The following is an 18,527-nucleotide window of genomic DNA, read 5'->3' as shown; positions in this document are numbered from 1 at the left end:
ATATTGACGCCGGCTTATCCTTGAGTGCGGCACCATTGGGCTGGATCGCTGGGGCGACCCTGCTGACGAATAGCAAAGTACAACGCTGCCGTGTCCTGACCGCCACTATTGCCGACCGTGGAAATCGCTTCACCGGCTTTTACAATGTCACCTGCCGACTTGAGCAGGCTCTGGTTATGCCCATACAGGGTGAGATAACCGTTGCCATGGTCGAGAATGACCAGAAGCCCGGCACCACGCAACCAGTCGGCGAACACCACTCGTCCGCCATGCACTGCATGTACCTGGCTTCCGGCTGCGGCGCTGATCATGACGCCGTCCCATTTGGTTCGCTCGTCATCACCGCGGGCTTCACCGAAACGCGCAAGCAGTCGACCATCAATAGGCCATGGAAGTTTTCCCCGGGCCTCTGCAAAAGGTCCGCCGTAGGAAACTCCGGCACTGGAAACGACTGCGCCGGGGGCTTTGACCGGGCGACGCGGTGTGGGTTCATCAGCGCTTTTACTGCTGCTGGTGCTGTTGTTGCGGGCGACGGCCTCAGCTTCGCGCTGACGTTTCTCTTCGGCCTCGCGAGCGGCGACCAGCGCCTTCTGGCGAGCCTCTTCAGCTTCGCGTGCCTGCCGGGCCAGGGTTTCTTCGATGGTCTTGAGAACCTTGGCCAGGTCGGCCTGATCCTGCTGACGGGCCTGCAGTTTCTGATCGCGGGCCTTGTAGTCCTGATTCAGCTTGGCCAGTGCCTGCTGACGCTCCTGGCGCACCTTTGCCAGTTCTTCGCTCTGGCTGTCCAGGTTGCTCTTCTGCACCAGCAACTGTGCCTGTTGCAGATCGATGTCTTTTTCGACATTGGCCAGCTGGCGCAGGGTTTCATTGAAGTTGCGTAGCTGCTCCAGGCGCGCCTGGCTCAGGTAGTCGTAATACGTGAGGGTTCGGGCGAACTTCTCTGGGTGCTGCTGATTGAGCAACAGCTTGAGGTATTCCTGGCGGCCACTCTGATAGGCGGCGCGGGCCTGGATAGCAATCAGGCGTTGCTGTTCAACGCGGGCACTGTTCAGTTTCTTCTTTTCACTGTCGAGCTTTTGCAGCTCGGTTTCCGTCTTTTTTAGTTCCTTTTGCAGGACCTCGACCTGCTTTTCCAACTTGCCCATTTCGGTTTCGGTGGTGCGCAGGTCCTTCTGGACGCCTGCACGTTCTTCCTGAAGCTTGCCCAGGACTTTTTGCAGCTCCGTCACATCCTGACGCGCAGCATCTATCTGTTTTTGGGTTTGCACACGCTCGTCTTCGGCAAACGCCGGATTGAGCAGGCAGATCAGAGCAAGGGCAATCAAGGCGCGAAGCATGTGGGTGGGCGATACCGAGGAATTGTGAGAAAAAATGTCAGGCTTAGTATGCCCGCCATGCGCTGCAAAAAAAACGCCCCGCAGCCACTGCTTTAGGGCTTGAAACATAAAAAACCGGCTTTGCCTGATGGCTATAGGCCGGTTTTCAGCGTTTTACTTCGCCACAAGGATCGAGTGGCCCGTCATCTCTTGCGGTTTCTCCATGCCCAACAGATGCAGCATGGTCGGTGCCACGTCAGCCAGAACACCACCTTCGCGGACTTTCAGCGGGCGCTTGCCGACGTACACGAAAGGCACCGGCTCGGAAGTGTGCGCGGTATGCGCCTGGCCTGTAGAGTCATCGGTCATCTGCTCGACGTTGCCGTGGTCAGCGGTAATAAGTGCTTCACCGCCGACTTTTTCCAATGCCGCGGTAATGCGACCGACGCATACGTCCAGGCATTCCACGGCCTTGATTGCCGCTTCCATGATGCCGCTGTGGCCGACCATGTCGCCGTTGGCGTAGTTGACGATAATCACGTCATAACGCTGATGCTCGATGGCATCGACAATTTTGTCGGTCACTTCCGGCGCGCTCATTTCCGGCTGCAGGTCGTAGGTGGCGACTTTTGGCGATGGAATCAGAATGCGCTCTTCGCCCGGAAACGGCTCTTCACGACCGCCAGAGAAGAAGAACGTGACGTGCGCGTATTTTTCGGTTTCGGCGATACGCAGTTGAGTCTTGCCGTTGTTTGCCAGGTATTCACCCAGCACGTTTTTCAGGCTGCCAGCTGCAAATGCCGAGGGCGCGGGGATGCTTGCCGCGTACTGGGTCAGCATCACGTAATTGACCTTGGGCTGACGGGCGCGCTCGAAATCCTTGAAGTCGTCTTCGACGAACACACGGGTCAGCTCACGGGCGCGGTCGGCGCGGAAGTTCATGAACACCACAGCATCGCCGTCCTCGACGCGAGCGGGTTCACCGATGCGTGTGGCTTTGACGAATTCGTCGTTCTCGTCACGTGCGTAGGCAGCTTCAAGCCCGGCAACACCGCTGTCTGCGTGAAATTCGGCGGTGCTGTCGACGATCAGGTTGTAGGCGGTGGAGACCCGGTCCCAGCGGTTGTCACGGTCCATGGCGAAGTAGCGGCCGATGATCGTGGCGGTGCGGCCCTTGCCCAGGCGGGCGAAGGTTGCGTCCATCAGCTCAAGGGATTTCTTCGCGCTGCGCGGTGGCGTGTCGCGACCGTCGAGGAAGGCGTGCAGATAGATTTTTTCTGCACCGAGCTTGACCGCCAGTTCGGCCATGGCGACCAGATGGTCTTGGTGACTGTGCACGCCGCCATCGGACAGCAGGCCCATGATGTGGACCGCCTTGCCCGCACCGACAGCTTTATCCACAGCGGCACAGATGGTCGGGTTCTCGAAGAACTCGCCGTCGCGAATCGCTTTGGTCACTCGAGTGAAGTCCTGATACACCACGCGACCGGCACCCAGGTTCATGTGTCCGACTTCGGAGTTGCCCATCTGACCGTCCGGCAGACCGACGTCCATGCCCGACCCTGAAATCAGGCCGTTGGGCATGGTTTCGTAAAGACGATCCATGACCGGCATCTTCGCGGCCAGGATGGCATTGCCTTCATGGCTTTCGCTGTGTCCGAAGCCATCCAGGATGATAAGAACCAGAGGTTTTGGCGTGGCAGTCATAGAACCCACTCGATGCTGGTTGAATAAAGAGAGTAACAAAGTACAAGGGAGCGGCATTTTAGGGACAAGTTCAAACGGCGTCACTGCCGTACGGACTTTGGCCCACCTTGGCTGCTGTGTATACTGGCCGACATTTTAACGCCCTGGAACCTACTGATGGTTGCTCACCTGCTTGAATTCGCCACTAACCACTATTTGATCACCGGTGCCTTCGTCATTCTGCTGGGACTGCTGATCGCTTACGAACTGAGCAAGGGCGGTGCCAGCCTGAGCACTCGCGAGCTGACCGCGCTGGTCAACAGCGACCAGGGCGTGGTCATCGACGTGCGCTCGAAAAAGGATTTCACTGCCGGCCACATCGTGGGCTCCCTGAACTTCCCGCAGGACAAGGTGCTGACGCGTACCGCTGAACTGCAGAAATACAAGGACAAGACGTTGATCATAGTCGATGCAATGGGGCAGCATGCTGGCACCACCGCCCGCGAGTTGCTCAAATCCGGCTTCAAGGCGGCCAAGCTGTCCGGCGGTATTTCCAGCTGGCGCGGCGACAACCTTCCCCTGGTGAAGTGAACATGGCTCAAGTCATCGTCTATTCCAGCGATTATTGCCCGTATTGCATACGCGCCAAACAGCTGTTGCAGAGCAAGAGCGTGGCCTTCGAGGAAATCCGTGTCGACGGCAAGCCGCAACTGCGTGCCGAAATGACCAAGAAGGCCGGTCGCACTTCCGTACCGCAGATCTGGATCGGCTCGACCCACGTGGGCGGCTGCGATGACCTGTTTGCTCTGGAGCGTGCCGGCAAGCTTGATGCGCTGCTGGCCTGATTCCCCTTAAACTTTCAGCCCTATCTGACAAGGATCCGAGATGACCGACCAACCGAACAACGGTGCTGTTGCCAACGAAGAAAACGGCCCACAATTTTCCCTGCAGCGTATCTACGTTCGCGACCTGTCGTTCGAAGCGCCAAAAAGCCCGGCAATCTTCCGCCAGGAGTGGACACCGACCGTCAGCCTGGACCTCAACACCCGTCAGAAGCAGCTGGAAGGCGATTTCTATGAAGTCGTGCTGACCCTGTCCGTGACCGTCAACAATGGCGACGAAGTTGCTTTCATCGTTGAAGTGCAACAGGCCGGTATCTTCCTGATCAAGGGTCTGGACGACGGCGCGATGAGCCACACTCTGGGCGCGTTCTGCCCGAACATCCTGTTCCCGTATGCACGCGAAGCCATCGACAACCTGGTTGTACGCGGCTCGTTCCCTGCGCTGATGCTGGCCCCGGTGAACTTCGACGCCCTGTACGCCCAAGAGCTGCAACGCATGCAGGAAGCTGGCGAAACGCCGACTGTGCAATAAGCGTTACCGCTGCAAGCAAAAAGCGCCTTTCGGGGCGCTTTTTTGTGTCTGGCGGCGCGCTATCAGGCAAACCCGTGCTGGCGCCATGCTTCATAGACGGCCACCGCCACGGTGTTGGACAGGTTCAGGCTGCGGCAGCCTTCGCGCATGGGCAGTCGCAGGCGGTGCTCGCTGCTCAGCGAGTCGAGGATGTCGGCGGGCAGGCCGCGGCTCTCCGGGCCGAACAGAAATGCATCACCAGGTTCAAAGCTGGCATCGTGAAAGGGGCGCGAGCCCTTGGTGGTGAAAGCGAATAACCGTGGGTTGCCGATCTTCTCCATACAGCTTGCCAGGTCAGGATGCGTCTGCAGCGTGGCATACTCGTGATAGTCGAGCCCGGCACGGCGCAAGCGCTTGTCGTCCAGCTCGAAACCCAAGGGTTCGATCAAATGCAGGGTGCAGCCGCTGTTGGCGCATAGCCTGATGACATTGCCGGTATTCGGCGGAATTTCTGGTTGAAAAAGGATGACGTGAAACATGCACGGCTCCGAACGAAAGGACGGGATGCATTCTACCCCTGAAGAGGACCCGAGACCGAAGCTATGGCCGCGAGTTCTGGGTTCGATGGCGATTGTCGGCTTTACCGTGGGCACCATTATCGGTCGTCTGCAGCAACCTGACCCCGTTGAACTGGAGCAGATCGAGGAGCTGCCTGCCGGGCTGGCGCTCTGGTTCAATGAGGAGCCGAAGTACCAAGGGTCGACGGTGGATGGCGCTGTGGTGCTCAACGTCGATGCTTCAGGGCGGCCGTGGACGGGCCAACTGAGGTTCGACAACAGGGTTGCACGCTGGAAGGTGGAGCGAGGTGAGAAGGGGTTGGTGCTGACACTCCTGGCAGCCCGTCCACTTCATGGCGACTGGCGCACTGAGAAGGTGGACGGGCGCTGGAGACTGGAGGTCAGTCTCCGGGAGGAATAAAAGAGGGGAATCCCCGGCCTGCCTGTACCAAGGTCCCCAAAACTGGTGATGTAATACCTATTGCAGAGTGCGTGCCAGTTTTGAGAATTAATCCGAAAGAACAGGCTGACTTAGCTATATCCGGTTAAGCACTTCTTGAGTTCGAAGCCGTTTAATATCATCAAGATACTGAATTTATTAAGTATTTTTCATATTCGAAAACCTTGGATTGGTTGATGAGTCAGCCGCTGTGAATGCTCGGCGCTGGCATCTGGTCGCCCTAAATGTCGCGCCAGGCCCCGCAATGCGGTATCAGCGCATGCACTCAATTTGCGCACCGCAACGACGCACACACCCATACTGATGCATTAATGCTGCTGACCATGCCAGGGCACCAGCCTGCGTTGCAGCGCGCGCAGTCCCAGCTCCATGGCAAAAGCGATCACGGCGATCACCAGAATCCCCAGCACCACAACGTCTGTCACCAGAAACTGCGCCGCCGACTGCACCATGAATCCCAGCCCGCTGGTGGCAGCAATAAGCTCTGCGGCCACCAGCGTCGACCAGCCCACGCCCAGGCCGATGCGAATACCGGTAAGAATGTCCGGGAGTGCGCTGGGCAGGACCACGTGCCGAATCAACTGCCAGCGCGTCGCGCCCAGCGACTGTGCCGCCCGCACTTTGGTCGGGTCCACGGTGCGAACGCCGGTAGCCGTGGCAATGGCAATCGGCGCGAAGATCGCCAGATAAATCAGCAGTACCTTGGAGAATTCGCCGATACCGAACCAGATAACGATCAGCGGCAGGTAGGCCAGCGGTGGTATCGGTCGGTAAAACTCGATCAGCGGGTCGAATATGCCCTGAGCGATGCGGTTATGGCCGATGGCGATTCCTATCGGGATGGCCGTCAAAATTGCCGCGGCCAGCGCCAGACCGATGCGTTGCAGGCTGGCGTCCAGATGCTGCCAGAGTGTGGCGTCCATGTAGCCCTTGGTTGCCAGCAGCCAGCCTTTGCTCAGCACATCCGCTGGCGGTGGCAGAAACAGCGGCTCGATCCAGCCCCCGGCAGTTATCGCCCACCAAAGAGTCAGCAGTGCCACGAGGGTCAGGATGCTGATCGCTCGGGTGCTCAGATAAACCTTCGGCGTGGGGGCAGCCGGTTGTTTGGCGAACGGTTTGCTGATGCCGGTCAGTTCGCGGCTATCTATAAGCTCATGGCTGCCAACAGGCTCAAGTCTGCTCATACACGCTGCTCCCGGGTGCGCTGGGAAAACACGCTGGCCAGCACATGCTCGCGGGTTTCGATAAAGCGCGGATCGGACTTTATCGCGCGGGCCGATTCGCCAGCGGCGTAGCGACGGCCGAAGTCCAGGTGCAGATGCTCGGCGATACGACCAGGGTTAGGGGCGAGCAGAACCAGGTCGGTGGCGAGGAAAACTGCTTCTTCTATGTCGTGGGTTATCAGAAACACCGGCTTGGCGGTACGTTGCCAGACTTGCAGCAATAGCTCCTGCATCTGCTCACGGGTGAAGGCATCCAGTGCACCGAATGGCTCGTCCATCAACAGGATGCGCGGATCGGCTGCCAGCGCTCTGGCCAGGCCGACGCGTTGCCGTTGTCCACCGGACAGCTGCCATATTCGCCGCTGGTCAAAACCGGCCAGATCCACCAGTGCCAACATCTCCCGCGCTCTGGTTTCACGTTCCAAGCGGCCGACACCCGCCAGTTCCAGGCCAAACGCAACATTGGCCAACACGTTCTGCCAGGGCAGCAAGGCATCGTCCTGAAACACCACGCCACGCTCTGCGCTCGGCCCCTCTACGGGAATGCCGTCGAGAGTAATGCGGCCGCTGCCGGGTTTGATGAAGCCGGCGATGAGGTTCAGTAACGAGGTTTTACCGCTGCCGGAAGGGCCAAGCGCAACCAGCAGTTGGTGTGGGCCCAGGCTCAGGTTGATGTCTGCCAGCACGGGTGCCGCTGCACCGGGGTACTGAGCGCCAATACGCTCCAACTGCAACAGCGCCATACGTGTCTCCTTGTGCTGAGAGCGCTTAGCGTGGGATGAACCGGGCGCTGACGTAAGGTGAGTAGTCAGGCAGTACTGCGTCGACCTTGCCCTGCTCTTTAAGGAATGCTGCGGTTTTGGTCACCGCCTCGATGGTCGGTGTACCCAGCAGCGCGGTCTGCTCGGCAGCCAGCGGGTAGACATTGCCTTGCAACAGGCCAGGTACGTCAGATGCCTTGGCGCCAGACAGTCGGGTCAGCTTGTCTACGTTGGCCGGGTTGGCGATCCATGCAGCCGGATCCTGGCGATACCGGGCGTAGGCATCGAGCGTTACCTTGGCGAATGCGCTGACAACTTCCGGGTGTTTGTTGGCGAAGTCCTTGCGCACGATCCAGGCATCGAAGGTCGGCGCTCCGACCTTCGCCAGTTCGCCGGAGGTGATCAGCACCTTGCCGGTTTCCTTGGCGACGCCCAGTGCCGGGTCCCAGACGTAAGTGGCATCAATGTCGCCGCGCTTCCAGGCCGCAGCAATGGCGGGCGGCGCGAGGTTCAGGATAGTGACCCTGGCCGGATCGATGTTCCAGTGTTTGAGCGCTGCAAGCAGGCTGTAATGGCCGGTGGAGACAAAGGGCACGGCCACTTTCTTGCCGATCAGGTCCTGCGGTGAGTTGATCCCCGAGCCATTACGGGCAACCAACGCCTCGGCCGCGCCGATCTGCGTAGCTATCAGAAAGGTCTCCACGGGGAGTTTGCGTGTAGCGGCGGCTGTGAACGGGCTTGAGCCGAGATAACCGATCTGTACGTCGCCGGATGCGATTGCGGTGATGACATCCGCACCATTATCGAACTTGCGCCAGGAGATTTTTGAGTCGGTGGCTTTTTCGTAGGCGTTATCGGCCTGGGCAACCTTGGCCGGGTCGACGGTGGTCTGGTAGGCGACGGTAAAGTCTGCTGCCTGTGCGATGAATGTTGCCCCAGTCAACGACAGCGCAGTCAACAAGCGCAGGGAAAAATGCAGTTTCATGATGAAGCTCCGAATCAGACGGGCCGAAGACTGGCTGGATAAGGAGACTAAGTGATCTAAGAATCTTAAAATAAATAACTTTTGGGAATTAGCTTATGAAGGGGCTTTAGAGCCATCTGCAGAACCCATTTGCACATCGAAGGGCTGTTGCGCATCTGCCAATCGGCTCAGGGTTCACGCGCCAGACACCAAAATTGCTTTTTTGTTCACCTGGACTACAGTTGAGCGCGTGTTTCAGACGGTAAAAAACGCTGGAAAAAGGGTGTTTGGAGCGGTTTTTAGAAAATATTTCATGACCGTGGAGCGTCGGGAGTCAAGGTGATGACAATTGTCACAATTCATCACTAATCTCTCTGAAGTGCCCGTTTTACAAGGCTTTTACTGGCAAGCAAATTGCGCTTCGCCATTGGGGACTATGACCGGTTGGTCGCGATTTGGCCGGTCACTGATACAAAACCAAAAGATCTGACGAATGGTACCGAAATAAATTTTGGGAATTACCCGATTAGGTCGATACACTCCGTGACGTCCTGGCTGACACGAGTTGTGACATATGCCTGATTGTTCTTAGAACCTGCAAAACGGTTTCTTTTGAGCATGATGAATTTTCACTAACGTACGGCCACCGACATGCGCGGTCTAGTCAAAAGTCGGGGTGTACAGAATCCATTGATCTCCAGATCGGGACTGTCACCTTTCGCAATATCTCTGGGTCAGGGCAATGCCCGGCACCGGAGACATAAAAAATTAGATTCACGAGGAGCGTAGTTAATGAAGAAGTCCACCCTGGCCTTGGCCGTAACCGTCGCGGCATTGGCTCAGCAGGCCGGTGCAGCTGGTTTCCTTGAAGACAGCAAAGCGTCCGTCAGTTCTCGTACCCTGTATTTCAACAACGACCTGCGTGAAGGCGTTCGTGCATCTGACCAGCGTGAAACCGCTACCGGTCTGAAATTCGACTACCTCTCTGGCTTTACCCAAGGCACCGTTGGTTTTGGTCTTGATGCACAAGCTGTAATGGGTCTGCACCTGGGTGGCGGCATTCAGCACCACACTGTCAACACGGCCAACACTGTTGTTCCGACTGATACTGATGGTTCTTCGGTCAGCGACTGGTCCCGTGTCGGCGCCAACGCCAAGATGCGCTTCTCCAAAACTGAATTGAAGGTCGGTAACGCTCTGGCACCGAACCTGCCAATTCTGGTTAGCAACGATGGTCGCCTGTTGCCTCAAGCTTTTGAGGGCGGCATCCTGACTTCGAAGGATCTGGACAGCGTTACCTTCACCGCTGGTCAATTGAACAAGTCCATCGGCCGTGCTTCGAGCAACTGGACTGACCTGTCCGTTGCCGGTGCTACTCAGGGCTCCGACCAGTTCCGTTTCGCTGGTGCTGACTGGAAAGTCACCAAAGACCTGACCCTGCAGTACTACTACGCCAACCTGGAAGACTTCTACAAGCAGCACTTCCTGGGTCTGGTTCATGTTTACCCGATCAGCGACAACCAGTCCTTCAAGACTGACCTGCGTTATTTCAACAGCAGCGCTGACGGCAAAAACAGCCAGGCCGCAGCAGGCTATCGTTTCAACAACAACGGTGGTTACGCCTCTCACACCGGTGAAGTCGACAACCAGACCTGGTCTGCAATGTTCACTTACTCCCTGGGTGGTCACGCGCTCATGGTCGGTCACCAGCAAGTGGGTGACAGCGGCGGCATGGTCTACCTTGGTCAAGGTAACGTAGTGGATGGTCGCGGTCGTCCTGAAGGTAACGGCGGTTCAAGCTTCTACCTGTTCACCGATTCGATGATCAACGGCTTCAACCGTGCTGGTGAAAACACCACATTCGGTCAGTACTCGTATGACTTTGCCAAGGTCGGTGTTCCTGGTCTGAAGGCTGCGATTGCTTACTTGAGCGGTGATGACATCCGTGACGTAAACCGCAATCTGGGTACTCACTCCGAGTGGGAACGTGATATGCGCGTTGACTACGTGATTCAAAGCGGCGTGTTGAAAGGCTTCGGTACTACTGTACGTCACGGCACCTTCCGCGGTGACGTCGCTACTACTGCTGACACCGATCAAACCCGTATCCTCTTCAACTACACCTACAACTTCTTGTAAGTGTACTGAAGCCTGAAGAAACCCCGCCCGGTGCGGGGTTTCTTTTGCCTGTTTTTTGATATTCCTGGCAGGTCTATCAATCACATTATTTATTCTTTTTAACTTTTCTCAGCAGGGCGCACAGTAACGTCATACCAAGGCCTACCCGATACAGACAAGGAGCAACACCATGACACTGCGACTTGGCGACATCGCCCCTGACTTCGAGCAGGAATCCAGCGAAGGTCGTATCCGTTTCCATGAATGGCTCGGCGACAGCTGGGGTGTATTGTTTTCTCATCCGGCAGACTTCACACCTGTCTGCACCACTGAGCTGGGCTTCACCGCCAAATTGAAAGACGAGTTTGCCAAGCGCGGTGTAAAAGCCATTGCGCTGTCGGTAGACCCGGTTGACTCGCACATCAAGTGGATCGACGACATCAACACCACGCAAAACACCCAGGTTAACTTCCCGATTCTGGCCGATGCCGACCGCAAGGTTTCCGACCTGTATGACCTTATTCATCCCAATGCCAGCGACACACTGACTGTGCGTTCGCTGTTTGTGATCGACCCTAAAAAGAAAGTGCGCCTGACGATTACGTATCCGGCGAGTACCGGGCGTAATTTCCACGAGATTCTGCGCGTTATCGACTCGCTGCAATTGACCGACAACTACAAGGTTGCCACGCCCGCCAACTGGGTGGACGGCGATGATGTAGTGATTGTGCCGTCGATCAAAGACGAAGCCGAGATCAAAGAACGCTTTCCCAAGGGCTACAAGGCCGTCACGCCTTATCTGCGCCTGACACCTCAGCCAAACCGCTAATTTTCGATCTACCAAGCGTGGGGTTATTTGGGCCGATTCATCGGCCCTTTTTTATTCCTCCCTCATAGCCGCCGACTGCGTCGCTTGATCAAGCGCGGACGCAGAGCGTCCAGAACGGCATGCGACGCGGAGCGTCGCACGATAGTCGAGATCATCGTTCCTCACGCTCCAGCGTGGGAATGCCTGTGGTGACGCTCCGCGTCACAGATCTTCGCCCCGCCGCCTGTTCAAGATCGGACGCGGAGCGTCGCACGATAGTCGAGATCATCGTTCCTCACGCTCCAGCGTACGAATGCCGCGAGTAACGCTCCGCGTCACAGATCTTCGCCCCGCCGCCTGTTCAAGATCGGACGCAGAGCGTCGCACGATAGTCGAGATCATCGTTCCTCACGCTCCAGCGTACGAATGCCGCGAGTAACGCTCCGCGTCACAGATCTTCGCCCCGCCGCCTGTTCAAGATCGGACGCAGAGCGTCGCACGATAGTTGAGATCATCGTTCCTCACGCTCCAGCGTGGGAATGCCTGTGGTGACGCTCCGCGTCATGGATATGCGCCACGCCGCATACTCAAGATCAGACGCAGAGGGTCCAGAACGGCATGCCGCCGTAGTACGCCGCACGATAGTTGAAAAATAGTGCTGTCCTTTATATTCATTTATGGAATAACTAAATGAATAAATAAGATTTATAGATATAAAAAAGTGCTGTTAATGTCGTCCCTATTCCCGCCTTGTTCGTCTGTGACTGGCTGAGCAGGCACTACCCAACACCCGCTAAAGGAGCGCATATGCGCACTGTCATTTTGCGTCGAGGCCTTGTCGCTCTGTTTGCTGCTGCGGTCGCGCTTGGCGCGGTCACCCAGGCCCAGGCGGAAGATCTGCGCATCGGTTATCAGAAATACGGCACGCTGGTGCTGCTCAAGGCCAAGGGTTCGCTGGAGAAGCGCCTGGCCGAGCAGGGCGTAAAGGTTCAGTGGACAGAATTTCCGGGCGGTCCGCAGTTGCTTGAAGGTCTGAACGTGGGCTCGATTGATTTCGGCGTGACCGGTGAAACACCACCGGTTTTCGCTCAGGCAGCAGGCGCGGATCTGCTGTACGTCGCGTACGAGCCGCCAGCGCCGACCAGTGAAGCCATCCTGGTACCCAAAGACTCGCCTATTACTTCGGTCAAAGACCTGAAGGGCAAGAAAGTCGTCCTTAATAAAGGCTCGAACGTCCATTACCTGCTGGTCAAGGCACTGGAAGATGCCGGCCTGAAATACACCGATATCCAGACCGTCTTCCTGCCTCCGGCCGATGCGCGTGCCGCTTTCGAGCGCGGCAGCGTAGACGCCTGGGTCATCTGGGACCCGTACCAGGCCGCAGCTGAAAAGCAATTGCAGGCGCGGACCTTGAAAGACGGCACCGGCATCGTCGACAACCACCAGTTCTATCTGGCGACCAAGCCTTACGCACAAAAGAATCCGAAGGTGATTCAAGCCTTGATCGAAGAAGTTCGTGCAGTGGGCGAATGGTCCAAGGCTCACCCTGACGAAGTGACCAAACAGGTTGCGCCGTTGCTGGGGCTGCCCGCCGACATCACCCTGACCTCGGTAAAACGCCAGGGCTACGGTGCGCTGTTTATTACTCCGCCGGTTGTAGCGGCGCAGCAGAAAATTGCTGACACCTTCTACCAGCTCAAACTGATTCCGAAGCCGCTCAGCATTGCTGATGTGGTCTGGACACCTCCTGCTGCTGTTGCTCAAGCACAGTGATCGTCAGGCCCTTCGAGGAGACAACTCCATGAGCCTCAGTGCTTCGCAACGCATCATTCACCGACTGGCGCCCTGGGCACTTCCAGTCCTGTTGTTGGCCGTCTGGCAGCTGTCTGTCAGCGCCGGATGGTTATCCACACGCATTCTGCCCGCACCCAGCGCAGTCATTGAGGCGGGTATCAATCTGGTCGCGAGTGGCGAAATCTGGACCCACCTGGCTATCAGCGGCTGGCGTGCCGGGATCGGTTTCGCCATCGGCGGCGGCATCGGTCTGGCTCTGGGCTTTATCACCGGCCTGAGCAAATGGGGCGAGCGCCTGCTGGACAGCTCGGTGCAGATGATCCGTAACGTGCCGCACCTGGCGCTTATTCCGCTGGTCATCCTGTGGTTCGGCATCGACGAGACAGCGAAGATATTTCTGGTCGCGCTGGGCACGCTGTTCCCTATTTATCTGAATACCTACCACGGCATCCGCAACATCGATCCGGCGCTGGTAGAAATGTCCCGCAGCTATGGCCTGTCAGGTTTCAGCCTGTTCCGGCATGTGATCCTGCCAGGTGCCATGCCTTCGATTCTGGTCGGTGTGCGCTTTGCGCTGGGCTTCATGTGGCTGACGCTGATCGTGGCGGAAACCATTTCTGCCAGCTCCGGCATCGGTTACCTGGCGATGAATGCGCGGGAATTCCTGCAAACCGACATCGTGGTACTGGCCATTGTGTTGTACGCAGTCCTCGGCAAACTGGCTGATCTTGCGGCGCGAGGCCTTGAACGTGTGTGCCTGCGCTGGCACCCGGCCTATCAAGTGAGCAAAGGCGGTGCCGCATGACCAGTCTGAAACAGCAACCTCCACATTTGCTGCGCGGTATTCCGCTGGCAGTACGCAACCTGAAAAAAGCGTTCGGCACTCGCGAAGTGCTCAAGGACATCGACCTGCATATTCCGGCCGGTCAGTTCGTCGCCATCGTCGGCCGTAGTGGCTGCGGTAAAAGTACCTTGCTGCGCCTGCTTGCCGGTCTCGACAAGCCAACCGAGGGTCAATTGCTTGCAGGCTCTGCACCACTGGACGACGCTCGCGAAGACACGCGTTTGATGTTCCAGGAGGCGCGTTTGCTGCCTTGGAAGAAGATCATCGACAACGTCGGCCTTGGCCTGAGCGGCGACTGGCGTGCGCAAGCACTCGAAGCGCTCGAGGCCGTCGGCCTTGCCGAACGCGCCAACGAGTGGCCAGCGGCATTGTCCGGTGGCCAGAAGCAGCGTGTTGCTCTGGCACGTGCGCTGATTCACAAGCCGCGCCTGCTGTTACTCGACGAGCCGTTGGGCGCGCTGGACGCTTTGACCCGCATCGAAATGCAGCAACTGATTGAAAAACTGTGGGGCCAATACGGCTTCACGGTACTGCTGGTTACTCACGATGTCAGCGAGGCAGTCGCCATCGCCGACCGCGTGATCCTGATCGAAGAAGGCCAGATCGGCCTAGACCTGTTGGTCGACCTGCCACGTCCGCGTGTTCGTGGTTCGCATCGCCTTGCAGCATTGGAGGCCGAAGTGCTCAACCGTGTGCTGGCCCTGCCGGGTTCGCCACCTGACCCGGAACCGTTTTCGCCACTGCCCACGCAATTGCGCTGGGCAAATTAACCCTGATCCCCAAAGGAAGACATGCCATGACTATTAAAGCCATCAACGTTCGCAACCAGTTCAAAGGCACCATCAAGGAAATCGTCCACGGCGATGTACTGTCGGAAATCGACGTACAGACCGCTTCCGGCGTTGTGACCTCGGTTATCACCACCCGCTCGGTAAAAGAGCTGGAACTGGTCGTCGGCAGCGAAGTAATTGCCTTCGTGAAGTCGACAGAAGTCTCCATCGCCAAGCTATAAACAATGAATAAAAAACGCCCCGGACGGTCCTGACCCTCCGGGGTTTTTTGCTGTTTACCTAGCAATTATGTGAGGTAGGCGAAGTATCGGTTTTGCTGGATGCTGATAGCTGGTTCTATTTGAAGCATCAGCCATGACCTCTTCAGCCCAAGCAGTTTTATGCCGCTATCGCTACGACCCGCTGGACCGTCTGGCTTCCAGTTCGCCGGTGAGGCAGGAAGATATCCAGCGCTTCTATCGGAAGAACGTTCTGGCGACCGAGATTCAGGGGGCGTTGCGGAGCACGGTCTTTCAGCATGAAGACCGGCTATTGGCTCAACAGCGGCACGTTGATGATCTAGTGGACACGACGCTGCTGGCGACCGATCAGCAACGTTCAGTTTTGCAACTTGTGGATAACACCGGGGTTGAGTCTATGGCGTATAGCGTCTACGGACATCATCCGGCTGAAAGCGGACTAACCAGTTTGCTGGGCTTCAATGGCGAGCGACGAGATCCGGCGACCGGGCATTATCTGCTGGGGAATGGGTATCGGGCTTATAACCCGGTGTTGATGCGGTTTAACAGCCCGGACAGTCTGAGCCCGTTTGGCGAGGGAGGGTTGAATGCTTATGGTTATGTGGGTGGGGATCCGGTTGGGTTTGGGGATCCGTCGGGGCATATAAGTGCTGGGTTGCTTGATAAGTTATTACGCGCCGGAATAATTATACTGGCGCCTAAAAAAATACCGTTATCACAGTTGCCTGGCATGGTTGATGAATTGCCATATTCCTCTGCTACTGTTTCGTCAACTCCCTCGCTTCCCATTGCTTCATCAACAGGTGTGGGCTTGGCAAGTAAGAGTTCAATTTCCAGCTCGTCTGTTGATCCGAGTGCAGGCGGGACTTTAAAATCCATGATCAGAAATTATAAAGAAAAACGTGAAAATTTTAATCGTTTTTATAAATCTGGTGCAGCTGGCCAGCGCAAAGCAGACGTACTCAAGTTGGCAGAAACCACCTTCCGAGAAGAGTTGGATGTTACAGTGAAAGCGCTCGAAGTGATGGAGGCGTCGAAAGGAACCAGTGCTTTTGATCCTGAGAGGTACAATATTCTGAACGCCAGGTTTATCGAGCGAAAAAGAAAATATAGCAAACGTTTTACGCCTTATCATGAAGGTGTGAAGAAGATCCGTGAATAGTGAGCTTTAAATAACTCGCTTCACCAAAAACATCGGCAAATACAACCCCAAATAAGCATCAAACACCCGCATCCCTTCCTCAGCCATGCGCGGTGTGATCTCGTCATGCAATTGCACTGATCGCGCATACACCCGATCCCCCAGTTCCATCGCCAGCGCAAATACGTCCACGTCATCCGGCAGCGCAGGCAGCTGGAAGTGGCGGTCAAAGACCTCAAGCATCAAATGCCCCAGCTCTATATCGTGCTGGCGGTCTGCCTGGTTGATTTCGGTCAGGCCGTGCTGGGCAAGGATCAATTGGCGGGCGGCGGCGTCGGCGTTGTAGATGGCCAGCATGCGCAGTTCGACGATACGCGATAGGTCGCGCCAAGTGGTGAGCTGGTCGTGATCGATAGGCGCTTGCAGTGAGGCGCGGAAAGCCGCGTGAATATCGGCGGTCAGCGCTTCAAGCAGCGCCGGAACGCTGGCGAAGAAGTGATACACCGATGAGGGTGGAATACCTGCGCGTTCAGCCACGCTGTAGATCGACAGGCTGGCCACCCCTTGCTCGGCGAGCAGCGTGCGCGCGGCGTCGAGAATCGAATCGATCCTGGCCTGGCTGCGTGCTTGAGGTTTGCGGGGCGTGGCGGCGCGTGTCATGGGCGTGGCTCGTGGTTGGGCTGACGGCATTGTAAGGGATTCTGACTGGATGAATCTCTGTCGTCGCCAAACGATTATCGCTCCCACGCTCCGCGTGGTAGCGCAGTTCTGGACGCTCCGCGTTCTCTCCTGATTATGCGGCGCGAGAGGTGCTCCGGGCGCAAACAAAAACGCCGCAAAGCTCAAGGCTTTGCGGCGTTTTATGTTGCTCAGCCTCAATCAGACGGTGTGCAGGTACCAGTTGTACTCGAGGTCGGAGATGGAGTGTTCGAACTCTTCCAGCTCGCTCTCTTTACAGGCGACAAAAATGTCGATGTATTTTGGGTCGATGTACTTGGCCATCACCGGGTTGTCGTCCAGCTCGCGCAGTGCGTCGCGCAGGTTGTTTGGCAGGCTTTGTTCGTGTTGCTCGTACGAGTTGCCTTCTACCGGCGCGCCAGGTTCGACCTTATTGACCAGGCCGTGGTGCACGCCGGCCAGTACCGAAGCCATGACCAGATACGGGTTGGCATCGGCACCGGCAACGCGGTGTTCGATACGCACGGCATCGGCGGTGCCGGTCGGTACACGAACGGCGACCGTACGGTTGTCCAGACCCCAGGTCGGCGAGTTGGGCACATAGAACTGCGCACCGAACCGGCGATACGAGTTGACGTTCGGGCACAGGAAAGCCATTTGTGCCGGCAGGGTCTCGAGCACACCGCCGATAGCGTGACGCAATGCGGCGTTCTGCTCGGGATCCTCGCTGGTGAAGATATTCTTGCCATCGCGATCCAGAATCGAGATGTGGACGTGCAGACCATTACCTGCCTGACCCGGATAGGGCTTGGCCATGAAGGTCGTGTCCATCTCGTGATCGTAGGCGATGTTCTTGATCAGGCGCTTGAGCAGTACGGCGTAATCGCACGCCTTGATCGCGTCGGCAACGTGGTGCAGGTTGACTTCGAACTGTGCCGGGGCGCTTTCCTTGACGATTGCGTCGGCAGGAATGCCTTGCTCCTTCGCACCTTCAAGGATGTCCTGAAGGCAGTCGACGTACTCGTCGAGGTCATCGATCAGGTAGACCTGTGTCGAATGCGGGCGTTTGCCGGAGATCGGCGAGCGGGGCGGTTGCGGGCGACCGTTCACGTTCTCCTGATCGATCAGGTAGAACTCCAGCTCGAATGCGGCGCAGATGGTCAGGCCCATTTCGTCGAACTTGGCGACGACCTGGCGCAATACTTCACGCGGGTCGGCGAAAAACGGGTCGCCTTCGAGTTCGTGCATGGTCATCAGCAATTGCGCAGTAGGGCGCTTTTGCCATGGCTCGTTGCACAGGGTGTCGGGGATGGGATAACAGATTCGGTCAGCATCACCGATATCCAGGCCCAGGCCGGTGCTTTCTACCGTGGAGCCATTGATATCCAGAGCAAATAAAGAGGCCGGCAGGTTGATGCCTTTCTCGTAAACCTTATGGAGGCTGGTGCGTTCGATGCGTTTGCCACGCACCACACCATTCATATCTGCAATCAGAAGGTCAACGTACAGAACCTCAGGATGTTCCTTAAGGAACGCGTTCGCTTCGTTAAGCTGAACGGCACGCGGGGGTACCGACATGATGCAACACCTTTGTTGTTAAAAATATCAATCATCAATGATTGCGGATCTCAGTCAATCCGAAAGCCATGATGAAGTCAATAGAGCCTTTTTTGCCCTAAAACTGCGCCATATGGCCTTTTTTGCCGCTATTTAGGGCGTTTTATTCCGTTTCTGACCGTCGTTAAATACAAGCTAGAGCGGCCTGTCTTCTATTTTTAACGGGTTGTTGTATAA

Annotated in this window: 19 protein-coding genes; 11 read left to right on the top strand and 8 right to left on the bottom strand. The window is 56.9% G+C overall.

From position 1 onward, the window contains the following. Positions 1 to 14 precede the first annotated feature (14 nt). Both RYA97_RS13710 and gpmI read right to left on the bottom strand, forming a co-directional pair. Positions 15 to 1,337: a murein hydrolase activator EnvC family protein gene (locus RYA97_RS13710; RefSeq protein ID WP_029240926.1), complete on the bottom strand. Its 1,323-nt coding sequence runs from the start codon at positions 1,335 to 1,337 to the stop codon at positions 15 to 17. Between the two features lie 153 nt (positions 1,338 to 1,490). Then, positions 1,491 to 3,023: a 2,3-bisphosphoglycerate-independent phosphoglycerate mutase gene (gene gpmI, locus RYA97_RS13705; protein WP_117140107.1), complete on the bottom strand. Its 1,533-nt coding sequence runs from the start codon at positions 3,021 to 3,023 to the stop codon at positions 1,491 to 1,493. Positions 3,024 to 3,179: 156 nt separating this feature from the next. Here gpmI and RYA97_RS13700 point away from each other — a divergent pair, with 156 nt between their 5' ends. The 3 genes from RYA97_RS13700 to secB are packed head-to-tail and all read left to right on the top strand — an operon-like array spanning position 3,180 to position 4,376. Then, a complete protein-coding gene (locus tag RYA97_RS13700; RefSeq protein WP_002551466.1) occupies positions 3,180 to 3,593 on the top strand; it encodes a rhodanese-like domain-containing protein in 414 nt (137 codons plus the stop codon). 2 nt (positions 3,594 to 3,595) lie between these two features. Further along, positions 3,596 to 3,847, top strand: coding sequence for a glutaredoxin 3 (grxC, locus tag RYA97_RS13695; protein ID WP_002551467.1), 252 nt, complete (start codon positions 3,596 to 3,598; stop codon positions 3,845 to 3,847). Between the two features lie 40 nt (positions 3,848 to 3,887). Next, positions 3,888 to 4,376, top strand: a complete 489-nt coding sequence (secB, locus tag RYA97_RS13690) for a protein-export chaperone SecB (RefSeq protein ID WP_002551468.1) — start codon at positions 3,888 to 3,890, stop codon at positions 4,374 to 4,376. A 62-nt stretch (positions 4,377 to 4,438) separates the two neighbouring features. Here the strand turns inward: secB and RYA97_RS13685 are convergent, their stop codons facing one another. Further along, on the bottom strand, positions 4,439 to 4,894 hold the full coding sequence (locus RYA97_RS13685) for a tRNA (cytidine(34)-2'-O)-methyltransferase (protein ID WP_005781609.1): 456 nt from the start codon (positions 4,892 to 4,894) through the stop codon (positions 4,439 to 4,441). On the opposite strand from RYA97_RS13685, the gene RYA97_RS13680 reads away from it, so the two are divergent. After that, on the top strand, positions 4,893 to 5,333 hold the full coding sequence (locus tag RYA97_RS13680) for a hypothetical protein (RefSeq protein WP_004655063.1): 441 nt from the start codon (positions 4,893 to 4,895) through the stop codon (positions 5,331 to 5,333). The two genes, RYA97_RS13685 and RYA97_RS13680, sit on opposite strands and share 2 nt — an antisense overlap. A gap of 347 nt (positions 5,334 to 5,680) precedes the next feature. Here RYA97_RS13680 and tauC read toward each other — a convergent pair whose 3' ends face one another. The 3 genes from tauC to tauA are packed head-to-tail and all read right to left on the bottom strand — an operon-like array spanning position 5,681 to position 8,341. Then, positions 5,681 to 6,556, bottom strand: coding sequence for a taurine ABC transporter permease TauC (gene tauC / locus RYA97_RS13675; RefSeq protein WP_005745053.1), 876 nt, complete (start codon positions 6,554 to 6,556; stop codon positions 5,681 to 5,683). Continuing rightward, positions 6,553 to 7,338 (bottom strand): taurine ABC transporter ATP-binding subunit, encoded by a 786-nt coding sequence (gene tauB / locus RYA97_RS13670; RefSeq protein WP_117182418.1) that lies wholly within the window; start codon positions 7,336 to 7,338, stop codon positions 6,553 to 6,555. Before tauB ends, tauC begins: the two co-directional genes overlap by 4 nt. Positions 7,339 to 7,363: 25 nt before the next feature. Then, positions 7,364 to 8,341, bottom strand: a complete 978-nt coding sequence (gene tauA / locus RYA97_RS13665) for a taurine ABC transporter substrate-binding protein (RefSeq protein ID WP_004655058.1) — start codon at positions 8,339 to 8,341, stop codon at positions 7,364 to 7,366. Between the two features lie 771 nt (positions 8,342 to 9,112). Here tauA and RYA97_RS13660 point away from each other — a divergent pair. The 7 genes from RYA97_RS13660 to RYA97_RS13630 all read left to right on the top strand — a co-directional run bounded on the left by RYA97_RS13660 (position 9,113) and on the right by RYA97_RS13630 (position 16,076). Further along, a complete protein-coding gene (locus RYA97_RS13660) occupies positions 9,113 to 10,459 on the top strand; it encodes an OprD family outer membrane porin (protein WP_005781600.1) in 1,347 nt (448 codons plus the stop codon). Positions 10,460 to 10,628: 169 nt separating this feature from the next. Continuing rightward, positions 10,629 to 11,267: a peroxiredoxin gene (locus RYA97_RS13655; RefSeq protein ID WP_004655053.1), complete on the top strand. Its 639-nt coding sequence runs from the start codon at positions 10,629 to 10,631 to the stop codon at positions 11,265 to 11,267. A gap of 786 nt (positions 11,268 to 12,053) precedes the next feature. Then, entirely contained in the window at positions 12,054 to 13,019 is a 966-nt protein-coding gene (locus tag RYA97_RS13650; RefSeq protein WP_002555773.1) for a sulfonate ABC transporter substrate-binding protein, read from the top strand. A 28-nt stretch (positions 13,020 to 13,047) separates the two neighbouring features. Beyond that, positions 13,048 to 13,845, top strand: a complete 798-nt coding sequence (gene ssuC / locus RYA97_RS13645; protein WP_004655051.1) for an aliphatic sulfonate ABC transporter permease SsuC — start codon at positions 13,048 to 13,050, stop codon at positions 13,843 to 13,845. Beyond that, positions 13,842 to 14,654, top strand: a complete 813-nt coding sequence (gene ssuB / locus RYA97_RS13640; protein ID WP_010195713.1) for an aliphatic sulfonates ABC transporter ATP-binding protein — start codon at positions 13,842 to 13,844, stop codon at positions 14,652 to 14,654. Before ssuC ends, ssuB begins: the two co-directional genes overlap by 4 nt. 26 nt (positions 14,655 to 14,680) lie before the next feature. After that, positions 14,681 to 14,896 (top strand): molybdopterin-binding protein, encoded by a 216-nt coding sequence (locus tag RYA97_RS13635; RefSeq protein WP_002555770.1) that lies wholly within the window; start codon positions 14,681 to 14,683, stop codon positions 14,894 to 14,896. A gap of 133 nt (positions 14,897 to 15,029) precedes the next feature. Continuing rightward, on the top strand, positions 15,030 to 16,076 hold the full coding sequence (locus tag RYA97_RS13630) for an RHS repeat-associated core domain-containing protein (RefSeq protein ID WP_044295144.1): 1,047 nt from the start codon (positions 15,030 to 15,032) through the stop codon (positions 16,074 to 16,076). Between the two features lie 6 nt (positions 16,077 to 16,082). Here RYA97_RS13630 and RYA97_RS13625 read toward each other — a convergent pair whose 3' ends face one another. Then, entirely contained in the window at positions 16,083 to 16,715 is a 633-nt protein-coding gene (locus RYA97_RS13625; RefSeq protein ID WP_004655040.1) for a TetR/AcrR family transcriptional regulator, read from the bottom strand. A gap of 219 nt (positions 16,716 to 16,934) precedes the next feature. Further along, positions 16,935 to 18,311: a glutamine synthetase family protein gene (locus tag RYA97_RS13620; RefSeq protein WP_003413528.1), complete on the bottom strand. Its 1,377-nt coding sequence runs from the start codon at positions 18,309 to 18,311 to the stop codon at positions 16,935 to 16,937. Positions 18,312 to 18,527 lie beyond the last annotated feature (216 nt).

This window comes from Pseudomonas syringae group sp. 26L6 (assembly GCF_032587815.1).
In the GTDB taxonomy this organism is placed as follows: Bacteria; Pseudomonadota; Gammaproteobacteria; order Pseudomonadales; family Pseudomonadaceae; genus Aquipseudomonas; species Aquipseudomonas amygdali.
This window is presented reverse-complemented; position numbering and strand designations above follow the sequence as displayed.

What these genes read in the sequence shown, in the direction of transcription:
- secB (WP_002551468.1), top strand. Translation starts at nt 3,888, where the DNA reads ATGACCGACCAACCGAACAACGGTGCTGTTGCCAACGAAGAAAACGGC.
- ssuB (WP_010195713.1), top strand. Translation starts at nt 13,842, where the DNA reads ATGACCAGTCTGAAACAGCAACCTCCACATTTGCTGCGCGGTATTCCG.
- grxC (WP_002551467.1), top strand. Translation starts at nt 3,596, where the DNA reads ATGGCTCAAGTCATCGTCTATTCCAGCGATTATTGCCCGTATTGCATA.
- RYA97_RS13625 (WP_004655040.1), bottom strand. Translation starts at nt 16,715, where the DNA reads ATGACACGCGCCGCCACGCCCCGCAAACCTCAAGCACGCAGCCAGGCC.
- RYA97_RS13630 (WP_044295144.1), top strand. Translation starts at nt 15,030, where the DNA reads ATGACCTCTTCAGCCCAAGCAGTTTTATGCCGCTATCGCTACGACCCG.
- RYA97_RS13685 (WP_005781609.1), bottom strand. Translation starts at nt 4,894, where the DNA reads ATGTTTCACGTCATCCTTTTTCAACCAGAAATTCCGCCGAATACCGGC.
- RYA97_RS13710 (WP_029240926.1), bottom strand. Translation starts at nt 1,337, where the DNA reads ATGCTTCGCGCCTTGATTGCCCTTGCTCTGATCTGCCTGCTCAATCCG.
- RYA97_RS13660 (WP_005781600.1), top strand. Translation starts at nt 9,113, where the DNA reads ATGAAGAAGTCCACCCTGGCCTTGGCCGTAACCGTCGCGGCATTGGCT.
- RYA97_RS13655 (WP_004655053.1), top strand. Translation starts at nt 10,629, where the DNA reads ATGACACTGCGACTTGGCGACATCGCCCCTGACTTCGAGCAGGAATCC.
- RYA97_RS13700 (WP_002551466.1), top strand. Translation starts at nt 3,180, where the DNA reads ATGGTTGCTCACCTGCTTGAATTCGCCACTAACCACTATTTGATCACC.
- RYA97_RS13620 (WP_003413528.1), bottom strand. Translation starts at nt 18,311, where the DNA reads ATGTCGGTACCCCCGCGTGCCGTTCAGCTTAACGAAGCGAACGCGTTC.
- tauA (WP_004655058.1), bottom strand. Translation starts at nt 8,341, where the DNA reads ATGAAACTGCATTTTTCCCTGCGCTTGTTGACTGCGCTGTCGTTGACT.
- gpmI (WP_117140107.1), bottom strand. Translation starts at nt 3,023, where the DNA reads ATGACTGCCACGCCAAAACCTCTGGTTCTTATCATCCTGGATGGCTTC.
- RYA97_RS13680 (WP_004655063.1), top strand. Translation starts at nt 4,893, where the DNA reads ATGCACGGCTCCGAACGAAAGGACGGGATGCATTCTACCCCTGAAGAG.
- tauC (WP_005745053.1), bottom strand. Translation starts at nt 6,556, where the DNA reads ATGAGCAGACTTGAGCCTGTTGGCAGCCATGAGCTTATAGATAGCCGC.
- tauB (WP_117182418.1), bottom strand. Translation starts at nt 7,338, where the DNA reads ATGGCGCTGTTGCAGTTGGAGCGTATTGGCGCTCAGTACCCCGGTGCA.
- ssuC (WP_004655051.1), top strand. Translation starts at nt 13,048, where the DNA reads ATGAGCCTCAGTGCTTCGCAACGCATCATTCACCGACTGGCGCCCTGG.
- RYA97_RS13650 (WP_002555773.1), top strand. Translation starts at nt 12,054, where the DNA reads ATGCGCACTGTCATTTTGCGTCGAGGCCTTGTCGCTCTGTTTGCTGCT.
- RYA97_RS13635 (WP_002555770.1), top strand. Translation starts at nt 14,681, where the DNA reads ATGACTATTAAAGCCATCAACGTTCGCAACCAGTTCAAAGGCACCATC.